Raw genomic sequence first — 13,694 nt, 5'->3', positions numbered from 1 at the left:
TCGAGTCTATGCGAGATCAAATGGTTCACAGGGCCTGGCCCGGTGCAGGGCTGGCCGTACTGCTGGTGTTCGGCCTGCTCCCCGAGGCGTATGCCGCTGACAACCTGAGTTTCAAGGGCAACCTGGTGGAAGAAGCCTGCACGATTCGTCCGGGGGACGAGGCGATCAAAATGGAACTCTGGGACGTGACCAGCAAGCACCTCTACATCAACACGCGCTCACAGGGGCGCAGGTTCGAACTGCACCTGGAAGACTGTGACACCACGATCGGCAACACGGTGACCATCTCGTTTGGCGGCACGGAAAGCGCGGCGCTGCCCGGGTTGTTCGCACTGGACGGTGGCAGTGGCGCCACGGGCATCGGCGTTGGCATCGAGACCCTGAGCGACAAGCCGTTGCCCATCAACGCCGTGAGTGACGAGCAGCGCTTGGTGGATGGCAACAATGTGATTGAGCTCAAGGCCTACGTGAAGGGCGAGCCTCAAGCCATCCGGGACCAGACCATCGGGCCTGGAGCGTACACCGTGACCTCGACGTTTACGCTCGACTACCCGTGAAGATGAGCGGTTATTCGGAGGCTGAAAAAACGCCTCCTTCAAACCTCAACTCTCTTCTGCGCAGCCACCTTATGTACGGGAACGTCCCGGGGGCGGCGCCTGCGCAGAAGAGTAACGAGAGATCAAAATGAAACGACTATATACAGCCATTGTGCTTCTCGTTTTTATGGGTATTACACCGGCCGTAAGGGCAGTTGATTGCCGTGTGAATGGTGCAGGGTGGACAACGGTCGGGGGCGGAAATTTAAACCTGCAAGTTCCCGTCAATGTCCGATTGGATACCAGCCAAAACCGGGTTTTCCTCGAAGGGGCGAGGCTTGAATGTCGCTACACGCCAGGCCCTTGGACTCCATCGGTGAGTGAGGACTACTGGGCAACGGGCAATTTAGCGGGCACGCCTTGGACACCGGGCCCCAAGTTCGTCTCGGAAGGCACGGGCTTGCGAGTCAATGGGACGAACATGAACACCCCGGTTCCCACTGGGATCCGGGTAGCCACCATGCCCGATAACGCAATAGGGTATCCGATTGATGTAACCCCTTATATTTTGATGCGTAACAGCCCAGGGAATCCGATCGACGTTCGAATTGGGGACAATCTCGGGCTATTGCGTATGACCCAGACGAATAATGGCGGGACGGGCTCCACACAGCTCTTGGTCACTTACATCGCCAACAACAATTTCACTGTGTCCCCGTCCACCTGCACCATCAACAATAACAACCCGCTCGAGATCAACTTCGGCACCGTGCACCAAAGGGCGATCGGCACCGATCCGTTGACCACCACCATCCGCAGCGATCGCAGGCTCGCGTACTCATGCCCGGACGGCGGGATTACTACGCCGATCACCATCACCTACAAAGGCAGCCCGTCGGCGTTCGACACACGCCTTTTGGTGATGACCAACCCGGACGTGGGCACAGCACTGGTGCGTGGGGGCGCGGCGGTTCAAGTCGGTGGCTCGTTCCGCACCAATATTAACAACAGCACCGGCGGCGACGATGTGACGTTTGCTCTGGTTCGGCGAGCGGGGTCGCTGCCGACCACGGGGGCCGTCACTGGCAGCGGTGTGCTCGTGATGGGAGTGCCATAAATGAAACGATGCTATGTAGCCGTGGTGCTTCTTGGCCTGATAGGTATGACGACGAACGCGCACGCCGCTGATTGCCGTGTGAATGGCGGAGGGTGGCAATCCGTCGGTCACGGCCAAACGATAAATCTGCATGTGCCCGTTACGGTCCGCGTGGGTTCGGACAGAACCCGGCTGCTCCTGGAGGGGGCGTCGCTGCAATGTCGATTCTCTCTCGGTCAGCCAGGCGCTCCTCAATATACCGACTATTGGGGAACCGCGGTGCAAGCCGGAAACCCTTGGGTACCCGGCCCAAAATTCAACAATCAAGGCACCGGCTTACGCATTAACGGGAGCTTCTATAACACCCCGGTTCCGTTTGGTATCCGGCTAGCGAGCATGCCCAACAACGGTGTCGGATACCCCATCGAAGCAACCCCCTATATTTTGTTACGCAACGATCCGAGCAACCCGATCGACATTCGAATAGGGGACGTATTGGGTACGTTAAATCTCCACCAAACCAATAATTACAACCTGACGAATACGCGGCTAATACTGACGTACTCCGCCGCGAATAACTTCGGCCTCACCCCGTCAACGTGCACGATCAACAATAACAACCCGCTCGAGATCAACTTCGGCACCGTGCACCAAAGGGCAATCGGCACCGATCCGTTGACCACCACCATCCGCAGCGACCGCAGGCTCGCGTACTCGTGCCCGGACGGCGGGATTACTACGCCGATCACCATCACCTACAAAGGCAGCCCGTCGGCGTTCGACACGCGCCTTTTGGTGATGACCAACCCGGACGTGGGCACCGCAATGCTGCGCAACGGCGCAGCGGTTCAAGTCGGTGGCGCGTTCCGAACCAACATCACCAACAGCACGGGCGGCGACGATGTGACGTTTACTCTGGTGCGGCGAGCGGGGTCGCTGCCGACCACGGGGGCCGTCACTGGCAGCGGTGTGCTCGTGATGGGAGTGCCATAAATGAAACGATGCTATGTAGCCGTGATGCTTCTTGGCCTGGTAGGTATGACGACGAACGCGCACGCCGCTGATTGCCGTGTGAATGGCGGAGGGTGGCAATACGTCGGTCACGGCCAAACGATAAACCTGCATGTGCCCGTTACGGTCCGCGTGGGTTCGGACAGAACCCGGCTGATCCTGGAGGGGGCGTCGCTGCACTGTCGATTCTCTCTCGGACAGCCAGGCTCCCCTCACTTTACCGACTATTGGGGAACCGCGGTGCAAGCCGGAACCCCTTGGGCACCCGGCCCGAAATTCACCCATCAGGGTACCGGCCTACGCATTAACGGGAGCTTCTATAACACCCCGGTTCCGTTTGATATCCGGCTGGCGAGCATGCCCAACAACGGGGTTGGATACCCCATCGAAGCAACCCCCTATATTTTGTTACGCAACGATCCGAGCAACCCGATCGACATTCGAGTAGGGGACGTATTGGGTACGTTAAATCTGCGCCAGACCAATAATTACAACCTGACGAATACGCGGCTCATACTGACGTACTCTGCCGCGAATAACTTCGGCCTCACCCCGTCAACGTGCACGATCAACAATAACAACCCAATCGAGATCAACTTCGGTACGGTGAACCAAAGGGCAATCGGCACCGATCCGTTGACCACCACCGTCCGCAGCGACCGCAGGCTCACGTACTCCTGCCCGGACGGTGGGATTACCACCCCGATCACCATCACCTACAAAGGCACCCCGTCGTCGTTCGACCCGCGCCTGCTCGTGATGACCAACCCGGACGTGGGCACCGCAATGCTGCGCAACGGCGCAGCGGTTCAAGTCGGTGGCGCGTTCCGAACCAACATCACCAACAGCACGGGCGGCGACGATGTGACGTTTACTCTGGTGCGGCGAGCGGGATCGCTGCCAACCCCAGGTGCCGTCACCGGCACTGGCGTGCTGGTGATGGGCGTGCCATGACACCGACAGCCTGTGCGCGAAAGCGGCCTATCGACACAGGGTTTGGCTGCCCGGCTGCAGGTACGGCAGCAAAATCGGCGCCATGCCCTTGAGTACCTGCACCGGCAGCGCGGAGGTGAATTTGAAGTTTTGCGCTGAGCTGCCCGGTACAAACGCCGTCAGCGTGCCGAAGTGCCGATCACCGATATAGAACACAAAGGTCGCGGTGCGGTTGATCGCTTTGGAACTGATCACCCGCCCACCGGCGCCGATTGCTTCGATGCGGTTGTCCCCGGTGCCGGTTTTGCCGCCCATGGCCAGCGGCGTGCCGTCGGCCAATTTGAAACTGCCCGACACACGCTTGGCCGTGCCTGCATCCACGACTTGCGACAACGCCCCGCGCAACGCGGTGGCAACCTCGGACGGCATCACCCGTTTGCCTGGCTCAGGGTTGTTGACCACGCGGGTTTCATAGGGGGTGTCGGCGGCAAAATGCAGGCTGTCGATGCGCAGCACTTTGCCGCGCACGCCGTCGTTAAGGATGATGCCCATCAGTTCAGCGAGCGCGGCGGGGCGATCGCCAGAGCTGCCAATCGCGGTGGCGAGCGAGGGCACCAGATGGTCGAAGGGGTAGCCCACCGCCTGCCAACGCTGATGAATATCCAGAAAGGCTTCGATCTCCAGCATGGTGCGGATGCGGCTGTCGCGCGCACGTTGATGGCGGCTCTTGAACAGCCAGCTGTACACCTCCTGGCGCTCGAACTGGCTGGCCTTGACCACCTCGGCCAAGGACGCGTCGGCGTGGTTGAGCAGGTAGCCGAGTAACCACAGGTCCAGCGGGTGCACCTTGGCGATGTAGCCCTGGTCGGGCAAATCATAGGTGCCGGGGCCGTAGTCTTTGTAGAGGCGCTGCAAACGCTCGTCGGTGAGTTTTTCGCTGGTTTTGGCGCTCACCAGGTGTGAGCGCACAAAGCGGTTGAAGGTGTCCTGGTTGGCTTCGGGAAACAGGTAGCGGTGGACGGCGGCCAGGCGGATAGCCGTGGGGTGCAGGCCGTCGAGAAAGGTTTCCAGGCGCGCCTGGGTGTCTTTTTTCTGGTACTTCTTCCAGAACTTGAGCAGGAAGGTGGTGCCTTCGCGGTCAGCAAATTTGGCCAGGTACTCCTGGCGACGTGGGTCGTCGTCATCCTTGAGCAACTGCGCGCTGTTATTGGCGCCGGCATAGGTGACGTAACGCTCAAGGTCACGCATCAGGCGAATGAACGGCAGGTTGATCGACTCGCGCAGCGCGTCACGCAGCGACGGGCTGCGGCCGTTGTCTTCATTGCGAAAGTTGTGGAAGTGATGCAGGCCGCCGCCGGTAAAAAAACCTTCGTTGGGGCTGGCCGAATACGTGCGGTCGAGGGCGGCATCGAGCATGTGGGCAAGGGATTTATCCGGCGTCTGAATCAGGTAGTCGACGGCCCAACGGCTGATGCGGTCCTGGTCGGCGATGTCGACTTTTTTCAGTGCGGCCGGCGTTTGCGTGCCATAGCGGTCATGCAGTTCGCTGATGATCTGCAGGTAAGTGGTGAGCACGCGCAATTTGGCGGTGGAGCCCAGTTCCAGTTTGCTGCCTTCATTGATGTCGAAGGGCTGGTCGGTATTGTCGGTTTGCACGCGCACCCGCGAGCCATCCGGCGTCAATTCGAACAGGGTGAAGCTGTAGCGCACTTGCGGCGTGCTGGCGGGCGTGAGCAGGCGCTCGCCGAGCAGGCCCATGCTGCCCGCGAAGACAGGGTCGGCCAGCTGCTTGAGGTAGTCGGTGGCTTGAGTTTGCAACTTGGCTTGCAAGGTGCTGGTGGCCGAAAGGTCCAGGCGGTCGAGGTCGTACAGCGGCCGGTTAAGCAGGGCGGCGACGCGGCTGCGGGCCACGCTGATGCCTTTGTTGGTATCGATGGGTTGGAGCGTCGGCTGTTGCTGCCAGTCACGATACGTGACGTGCGAGGCGAGGGCCGCGTTGAGCAGTGCCGAGTCGATTACCGCGCTCTGCCCCAACAAGCGCAAATGGCTGTCGGTGAGTTGGGCAAGCTCCGCGCGACCATTGGCCAGGTAATGCGAAGGGCGGCGCTGGGCGATCATCAGCGACAACACCTGACGCAGGGCCAGGCCACGTTGCGCCAGGTGGGGCGCATCCGTTTCGCTGCCGCTCAGGGCCTGATTGACCTGCTTGAAGTCGGCGCCGTACCACACGCGCAACCCCTCAGCCAGGCCATGCACTTCACCATGCCCGGGCACGGCGGACAGCGGCACGCTGTTGAGGTAGTCGCGCACGATGTTCTGGCGCGCGACCAACGTGTCCGGCCCGGCCTGATAAGCCCGCACGCCGGCGGAAAACATCTGGCGCAGCTTCTCGCTGCCGGACAAGGTCAGGCCGTCGGGCGAGTGCCGGTATTTTTCCAGCTGGGTCGCCAACGTACTGCCGCCGGCACTCTGGCCGGGCAGGTGCAGTACCCGCGCGGCTTGTGACCAGGCCGCCTTGGCAAAGCGCGGCCAGTCCACCGCCGGGTTGGCCTGCGGCTGTGCCGGGTCGAGCAGGTCGCGGTTCTCGATGAACAACAGGCTGTTGACCACCAACGGCGGGATCGCGGCAAAACTTGAGTACAACTGCTGTGGGTACTCGAACTGGTACAGGGGCAAGGCGCGGCAGTCGGTGAGGGTCAGGCCGGCCTGGATTTTTTCCGGGTAAGGCACGAACAGGCCGTGCTCGGCGTAATTCATCAGCGCGGGGGAAAACTGCACCTGGGACTGGATCACATACCCGCGCTTGAGCAGGCGCGGCAGGAAGGTGTTGAGGTCGCTGTAACCCAGGCGCCGGTCGAATGGGCCCGCGCCCGGATAAACCATGGCCGTGCTGGGGCCGGGCTGCAGTTGATAGGTGAGGTCGTGGGCCAGGCGGCTGAGTTGCTGGGCCTGCAGGCGCGAGGTGCGCATCTCTTTGGCGGCGGCAAACCCCAGGGCAATCAGCGCCATCAACCCGATCAACCCGAACAGGCGCCGTACATAGCGCGGCCTGGGTTTATTTTTGGGTAAAGGCGCTGGGTCCGAACTGCCGTGTAGTTTCGCAGCCTTGCTCGATTCGGTTTGCCACAGTGCGCCCATAGTCGATTGATCCTTAACGCAGATTGATCGGACTTGCCTGAAGCTTAGTCGCTGGGGGCGGGGTGTGAGGGATTTGTGTGTCGGTGGCACGCGCGCGCGTTGTGGTCAGCCGCGTTGGTGTGAAGGGCGGGCCCGCTCGCCGCACAAAGGCATTTTCCAGGGAGGCGCGCCGCGACGTTTTGTCGCCCGTTGCAGGTCATATGCTCCTGTAAAATGCCCTGTTGACCGGCGCATCCCCTAAATTAGATGGTTTTTATAGTGAAAGACCCTGGTCCGAGCTTTTTATACTGCATGCCCCGCTGATCTTGCCTGGCAAGAAGGGCCCGTCCATGAGACGGCCCGGTTTCGACCAGGGCGCAGGCTTACCGGCCAGCCCCTGGAAACTCGACGGACAAACCAATAACAAAATGAGGTTGTACCCTTATGCCAGTCGGCAACCCACTGCCCCATGGCGAGACCGCTCAAGGCGGCCCGCTCAAACGCGAACTCGGTGAACGGCATATTCGCCTGATGGCCCTTGGTGCCTGTATCGGTGTCGGCCTGTTCCTGGGTTCGGCCAAGGCCATTGAAATGGCCGGGCCAGCGATCATGCTGTCCTACATCATCGGCGGCCTGGCCATTCTGGTGATCATGCGTGCGCTCGGCGAAATGGCGGTGCACAACCCCGTCGCCGGTTCGTTCAGCCGCTATGCCCAGGATTACCTCGGCCCGTTGGCAGGCTTCCTCACCGGCTGGAATTACTGGTTCCTGTGGTTGGTCACCTGCGTCGCGGAAATTACCGCCGTCGCCGTCTACATGGGCGTGTGGTTCCCCGACACCCCGCGCTGGATCTGGGCCCTGGCGGCGCTGATCAGCATGGGCACCATCAACCTGATTGCGGTCAAGGCCTTCGGTGAGTTCGAATTCTGGTTCGCGCTGATCAAGATCGTCACGATCATTGCCATGGTCATCGGTGGCGTCGGCATCATCGCGTTCGGCTTCGGCAACGACGGGGTGGCGCTGGGTATCTCCAACCTGTGGGCCCACGGCGGCTTTATGCCCAACGGCGTGCAAGGCGTGTTGATGTCGCTGCAGATGGTGATGTTCGCGTACCTGGGCGTGGAAATGATCGGCCTCACCGCCGGTGAAGCGAAGAACCCGCAGAAGACCATCCCCAGTGCCATCGGCTCGGTGTTCTGGCGCATCCTGCTGTTCTATGTGGGCGCGCTGTTCGTGATTCTGTCGATCTACCCATGGAACGAAATCGGCACCCAGGGCAGCCCGTTCGTGATGACCTTCGAGCGCCTGGGCATCAAGACCGCCGCCGGCATCATCAACTTCGTGGTGATTACCGCCGCGCTGTCGTCGTGCAACGGCGGCATTTTCAGCACCGGGCGCATGCTCTACAGCCTGGCGCAGAACGGCCAGGCCCCGGCCACCTTCGCCACCACCTCAAGCAACGGCGTGCCGCGCAAGGCGCTGCTGCTGTCGATCTTCGTGCTGTTGCTGGGCGTGCTGCTCAACTACATGGTTCCGGAAAAAGTCTTTGTGTGGGTGACCTCCATCGCTACCTTCGGCGCGATCTGGACCTGGCTGATGATCCTGCTGGCCCAGCTCAAATTCCGTAAGAGCCTGAGCCCGGCCGAACAGAAAGCGCTGAAATATCGCATGTGGCTGTACCCGGTCAGTTCGTACCTGGCGCTGGCATTCCTGGTGCTGGTGGTGGGGCTGATGGCGTATTTCCCGGACACGCGGGTTGCGCTGTACGTGGGCCCGGTATTCCTGGTGCTGCTGACGGTGCTGTTCTACGTGTTCAAGTTGCAGCCAAGCAATGCCGGGGTGCGTGCCCAAGCCTGACCGCTGAGCACTCAATCAATAGCCACTTAACAGAAAGCCACTTAACAAAAAACCACTTAACAAAAAACCACTTAACAAAAAACCACTTAACAAAAAGCCCCTTGATCGGGGCTTTTTGTTTTTCAGGCGGTAGCCCCGTGGGGCGCTTGGCTCAGGCGTTTGTTGAACGCCAGCCAGGCCCCCAGCGCGGCCATCAGTGCAGCCCCCATCAGCGCGGTGAAAATCTGCACGGCAAAGGCATCGCCAGCCAGGGCGTTGATCATGTCCGCCAACGGTGCCAACAGTACGCCCAGGCAGAATACTTCCAGCGAGTAACGTCCCATCCGGCAGGTCTGCTGTGCCAGCCAGTTTTGCGTCCAGGCGCGCCCCGGCAACAGTTTGGCGGTGACGTAGGCCAGGGCCAGGAAGTGCAGCAGACGCACGGGTGACAGGTCGGTCTTGCTGATCGGATACAGCAGGTCGCTCAAGGCTGACGGCATCAGCGCATCGTGTATGTCGGGCCAGCGCCAGCCGATCGTGATGACGCCGGCGACCAGCACATAGGCCGCCGCCGCCACAAACAATGGCTGACGCAGCAGCGGCCGGTTGTCCTGTGGCCGTGGGCGTTGCGCGTAAATGGCCGCCGCGCCGCCCAGCACGAACAGCAACTGCCAGGTCACGGGGTTGAAGTACCACACACCGTCGGCAATCGCTGCCAGGTTCCAGCCCAGATGCGGCGCCAGCAGGTAGACCGCCAGCGACACCGCGACCACCGCCCAGGTGTGACGCAGCAGCGAGGGCAGCACCAGCGGCAGGCCGGCGAGCAACACGATATACAGCGGCAACGGGTCCATCAGGTTCGGCTTGAAGCGCAGCAGCAATTCATCCACCAACGCTTGCTGCGGGTGCGTCACGAAGTGGGTCAGGCCCATCTCCTCGACCAGGTCGCGGGTTTCTACATGGTTGTTGGCGAAGAACACAATGCCCATCAACATCGCGAGCAGGAAGATGTGCACCACGTACAACACCCACGTGCGCCGCAGGATCTTCAGGCTGGCCATCCAGTAACCTTCGCGCTGCAGGACCTTGCCGTAGGCCAGCACCGAGGCGTAGCCGGCCAGAAACACGAACACTTCAGCAGCGTCGCTGAAGCCGATATTGCGCAGGGTAATCTGGCCGAGAGGATTGTGGGGGACGTGATCCCAGAATATGAAGATCAACGCCAGGCCCCGAAAAAAATCGATGCGCGGGTCGCGTCCGTTCAGCATGGCAGCGGGCTCTTGAACAAATAGTTTAGTAATGACCGGCGCGCGAGCAGGTTGTCGCACGCCGCACGTCGGGCGGGCGCAGGTTGGCGGTATTTGTAAGCAATTGCAAAGGCTGGGTATTACTGAATGTCTCTAGACATCAATGACCACCAAGGTGCCGTGGCTACCGGCAAGTACGGCATGCGCGGTGCCGGCTTCCACGAGGTACATCTGGCCGGCACCCACGCGTATTTCGTGATGGCCGATGCTCAGGCGCAACTGGCCGCTGACCACCAGCAGCCCTTCGTTATAAGCATGGGTTTCTTCGGCGTAGGCCTGTGCATCCATGCGCAGCACTTTGATCCGCGCCGCGCCGACCTGGCCGAGGCGCGTGGATTTCCAGCTGTCAGGCAGTTGCGCGGCGATGGCGGCGAAGTCCAATAACGGCATGATCAATCTCCTTGTTTCAACGATGCCGTCGGTGGTCCGGTTCAGCGCACAGAGGGTTGTTTGCCGATCAGGCAGCCGCGACGTCATTGGCCTCAAAACTGTCCGCCCGCGCCATCTGCCACATGCGCGAATAGAACTCGCCGTTCACTTCACCCGTGAGCAATTCACCCGGCTTGAGGAACACATGCAGCTGCGAGAACAGTTTGATTTCAGTCGCGGACATGCGGCGCACCAAATGCTTGGCCGACAGCTGCGCCGGATGGTCCAGGCCGGCCGCCGCGAGCATTTCCGCCAGGGCCTTGAGGGTGTTGCGGTGGAAGTTGAACACGCGTTGGGCCTTGTCCGGCACCACCAGGGCGCGCTGGCGCAAGGGGTCCTGGGTGGCGACGCCGGTCGGGCATTTGTTGGTGTGGCAGCTTTGCGACTGGATACAGCCGATGGCGAACATGAAGCCGCGTGCGGAGTTGGCCCAGTCGGCGCCGATGGCCAGGACGCTGGCGATGTCGAATGCACTGACGATCTTGCCGCTGGCGCCGAGTTTGATCTTGTCGCGCAGGTTCAGGCCGACCAGGGTGTTGTGCACAAACAGCAGGCCTTCACGCAGCGGCACGCCGATATGGTCGGTGAACTCCACGGGCGCGGCGCCGGTGCCACCTTCCTTGCCGTCGACCACGATAAAGTCCGGGAGAATGCCGGTTTCCAGCATGGCCTTGGCAATCCCCATGAACTCCCACGGGTGGCCCAGGCAGAACTTGAAACCCACCGGCTTGCCGCCGGACAGTTCACGCAACTGGGCGATGAACTGCATCATTTCAATCGGCGTGGAAAAGGCACTGTGGCGCGATGGCGAGACGCAGTCCTCGCCCATCAGAATGCCGCGGGTGTCGGCGATTTCCTGGGTGACTTTGTGCTTGGGCAGGATCCCGCCATGGCCAGGTTTGGCGCCCTGGCTCATCTTGATTTCGATCATGCGCACTTGCGGGTTTTGCGCTTGTACGGCGAAGCGTTCCGGGTCGAAGCGGCCGTCGCTGGTGCGGCAGCCGAAGTAGCCGCTGCCCAGTTCCCAGGTCAGGTCGCCGCCGTTTTCGCGGTGGTAGGGGCTGATGCTGCCTTCGCCGGTGTCATGGGCGAAGTTGCCGAGCTTGGCGCCCTGGTTCAACGCGCGAATAGCGTTGGCGCTCAGGGACCCGAAGCTCATGGCCGAGATGTTGAACACCGACGCCGAGTACGGCTGCTTGCATTGCGGGCCGCCGACCATCACGCGAAAAGCGCTCGGGTCACTCAGCGGCGCGGGGCGCATGGAGTGGCCGATAAATTCGAAACCCGACTGGTATACGTCGATCAAGGTGCCGAAGGGTTTGTCGGCGGTTTCGTTCTTGGCGCGCGAGTAAACCAGCGAGCGCTGGGCCCGGGAGAAGGGCAGGGCGTCGCTGTCGGACTCCAGCAGGTACTGGCGGATTTCCGGGCGGATGGCTTCTACCAGGTAACGGATATTGCCCAGGATCGGGTAGTTGCGGCGCACCGCATGGGGGCTTTGCAGCAGGTCGAAAATCCCGATCAGGCTGAGAATGGCGGTGACCACGGTGATCGGCCACAGCCAGTCATGTTCGATAAAGGGCAGGCTGGCGAGGGTAAAAATGACGCACACGGCAAAGAAGGCGTAACGGCTTAGTAACGACAGGCTCATACGGGTTTCCTTGGTTCGGACTCATCGGCTAGGCGTTTTGCGCCTGAAGAAAGATCGAGAACAGCTCCGACTGGGATTTGATCCCTAGCTTGCTGTACATGTGTTTCTTATGGACTTTCACGGTTTCAACAGAGATTTCCAGCTTACGGGCGATTTCTTTGCTTGAGCAACCGCTGAGCATCAAGCGGCCCACATCCAGCTCACGGGCGGTCAGTTGCGCGCCCCACTCATCATTCTGCACCGGCGGCTGCGGTGCGCTGGCCTGGTTGAGTTCAAAGGGCAGGCGCTGGCGCAGCAGACTCAATACCCAGGGTTGGATCAACGACAGCAAGGCGATTTGCTGCGGGTCAAAACGCTGCTTTGAACCCAGGGACAGGCACAGGGTACGCCCGTCCGGCAGTTGGCAATTGAACTGGATTTCATCGGCCACCACGTTCAGACGGAAGTAACGCTGGTAATACTCGGTGAGTTCGAAATGCTCCGGCGCCACTTCAGCCAGGCGAAACAGACCGGTGCGCGACTGCTCGCGGCTGGCGATGTAGAAAGGGTCGAGCAGGTACAGGCCGTTCAGGTAATCCTGGAACAGACGGTCCGGCGTGCCATCGGCGCCCGGGCATTCGGCGAACACCAACGGGCGATGCGCGCTGCTGAAGAGCAACACCACCCAACTGTCGAACGGCACGTAGGCGTCGAGCAACCGCACCAGTTGGGTCCAGAAGTTGGCCTGGTCCAGGGCGTCTATCATTTGCCCCACCGAACGGTGCCAGGCGATGTCTTGCAGCGACATGCTCATTGATCTACCCCTATCGGGTTACCCCTGCCGCGTAATTCCCTGGCGGGGTGTGGCTGCGCATACTGCGGCACAGAGTGAGAACAAGGAATACCCATGAAGGTCGAATTTGCCCAGTTGGCAGGCCGTGATAACGGCACAGCTTACAACCTTGAGCGCGCCTTGGCGGCAATTGCTGCTTGCGCCGCCGATACACAACTGATCGTCTTCCCGGAAACCCACCTGATGGGCTTCCCGTCGGCCGAGACCGTGGCCGACATCGCTGAACCGGTGGCTGGCCCGACCGTGCAGGCCGTTATCCAGGCTGCCCGTGCACGCAATATCAGCGTGGTCGTCGGCATGGCTGAGCGCGACGGCGGCCACTTCTACAACACCACCTTGCTGATCACGCCCGACGGCATTGCCCTGCGTTATCGCAAGAGCCACTTGTGGGCCTCGGATCGCGGCGTGTTCACCCCGGGCGATCGCTACGCCACCTGCTTGTGGAACGGTGTGCGCGTCGGCCTGTTGATCTGCTACGACATCGAGTTCCCGGAAACCGCCCGCGCCCTGGCGCAGTTGGGCGCCGAGTTGCTGATCGTCACCAACGGCAACATGGACCCGTATGGCCCCACGCACCGCACCGCGATCATGGCCCGTGCCCAGGAAAACCAGGCGTTTGCGCTGATGGTCAACCGGGTGGAAGAGGGCGATGGCGGCCTGTTGTTTGCCGGTGGCAGTGCGTTGGTCGACCCGCTTGGCACCTTGCTGTTCGAGGCCGGGCGCGAGGAAGGGCAATTTACCGTCGAGCTGGATCTCGACCAACTGGTGGCGGCTCGCAAGGACTACCGCTACCTGGATGACCAGCGTTTGAAATTGCCGGGTGAGGTGATAACGCGCAGCGATGGGACGCGCGAGTTGTTGATTCCAACAGCCTGATCGCTTTGAGGCGTCAGGTTGCTGTGGCGAGCCCGCTCGCCACAAACGCTGTTTGCACCTAACAAAAATGACC

11 protein-coding genes are annotated in these 13,694 nt (G+C 61.1%); 6 read left to right on the top strand and 5 right to left on the bottom strand.

What is annotated here, in order from left to right; genetic code table 11:
• Positions 1-8: 8 nt before the first annotated feature.
• The 4 genes from JFT85_RS10370 to JFT85_RS10355 all read left to right on the top strand — a co-directional run bounded on the left by JFT85_RS10370 (position 9) and on the right by JFT85_RS10355 (position 3,597).
• Positions 9-557: a fimbrial protein gene (locus JFT85_RS10370; protein WP_053254605.1), complete on the top strand. Its 549-nt coding sequence runs from the start codon at positions 9-11 to the stop codon at positions 555-557.
• A gap of 127 nt (positions 558-684) precedes the next feature.
• Positions 685-1,653 (top strand): fimbrial protein, encoded by a 969-nt coding sequence (locus JFT85_RS10365; protein WP_078827801.1) that lies wholly within the window; start codon positions 685-687, stop codon positions 1,651-1,653.
• The gene (locus JFT85_RS10360; RefSeq protein ID WP_053254607.1) at positions 1,654-2,625 is read left to right on the top strand and encodes a fimbrial protein; all 972 of its coding nucleotides are present in this window, start codon (positions 1,654-1,656) and stop codon (positions 2,623-2,625) included. It begins immediately after the preceding gene.
• Positions 2,626-3,597, top strand: coding sequence for a fimbrial protein (locus JFT85_RS10355; RefSeq protein ID WP_069552765.1), 972 nt, complete (start codon positions 2,626-2,628; stop codon positions 3,595-3,597).
• A 27-nt stretch (positions 3,598-3,624) separates the two neighbouring features.
• Here JFT85_RS10355 and JFT85_RS10350 read toward each other — a convergent pair whose 3' ends face one another.
• A complete protein-coding gene (locus JFT85_RS10350; protein WP_069552766.1) occupies positions 3,625-6,714 on the bottom strand; it encodes a biosynthetic peptidoglycan transglycosylase in 3,090 nt (1,029 codons plus the stop codon).
• Between the two features lie 423 nt (positions 6,715-7,137).
• On the opposite strand from JFT85_RS10350, the gene JFT85_RS10345 reads away from it, so the two are divergent.
• Positions 7,138-8,550 (top strand): amino acid permease, encoded by a 1,413-nt coding sequence (locus JFT85_RS10345; protein WP_053254610.1) that lies wholly within the window; start codon positions 7,138-7,140, stop codon positions 8,548-8,550.
• Between the two features lie 122 nt (positions 8,551-8,672).
• Here JFT85_RS10345 and JFT85_RS10340 read toward each other — a convergent pair whose 3' ends face one another.
• The 4 genes from JFT85_RS10340 to JFT85_RS10325 form a co-directional block, all read right to left on the bottom strand.
• Positions 8,673-9,797: an OpgC family protein gene (locus JFT85_RS10340; RefSeq protein WP_053254611.1), complete on the bottom strand. Its 1,125-nt coding sequence runs from the start codon at positions 9,795-9,797 to the stop codon at positions 8,673-8,675.
• A 132-nt stretch (positions 9,798-9,929) separates the two neighbouring features.
• Positions 9,930-10,226 carry a cupin domain-containing protein gene (locus JFT85_RS10335; RefSeq protein ID WP_201229811.1) on the bottom strand — a complete coding sequence of 99 codons (297 nt, stop codon included), beginning with the start codon at positions 10,224-10,226 and terminating at the stop codon, positions 9,930-9,932.
• A 67-nt stretch (positions 10,227-10,293) separates the two neighbouring features.
• A complete protein-coding gene (locus tag JFT85_RS10330) occupies positions 10,294-11,913 on the bottom strand; it encodes an FMN-binding glutamate synthase family protein (RefSeq protein ID WP_169875926.1) in 1,620 nt (539 codons plus the stop codon).
• Between the two features lie 28 nt (positions 11,914-11,941).
• A complete protein-coding gene (locus JFT85_RS10325; RefSeq protein WP_201229808.1) occupies positions 11,942-12,706 on the bottom strand; it encodes a helix-turn-helix transcriptional regulator in 765 nt (254 codons plus the stop codon).
• A gap of 93 nt (positions 12,707-12,799) precedes the next feature.
• Here JFT85_RS10325 and JFT85_RS10320 point away from each other — a divergent pair, with 93 nt between their 5' ends.
• The gene (locus JFT85_RS10320; RefSeq protein WP_069552767.1) at positions 12,800-13,621 is read left to right on the top strand and encodes a carbon-nitrogen hydrolase family protein; all 822 of its coding nucleotides are present in this window, start codon (positions 12,800-12,802) and stop codon (positions 13,619-13,621) included.
• Positions 13,622-13,694 lie beyond the last annotated feature (73 nt).

Origin of the sequence: Pseudomonas sp. TH04 (assembly GCF_016651355.1) — a bacterium.
Taxonomy (GTDB): domain Bacteria; phylum Pseudomonadota; class Gammaproteobacteria; order Pseudomonadales; family Pseudomonadaceae; genus Aquipseudomonas; species Aquipseudomonas fluorescens.
The sequence above is the reverse complement of the archived record's forward strand: the minus strand, read 5'-3'. Positions and strand labels throughout refer to the sequence as shown.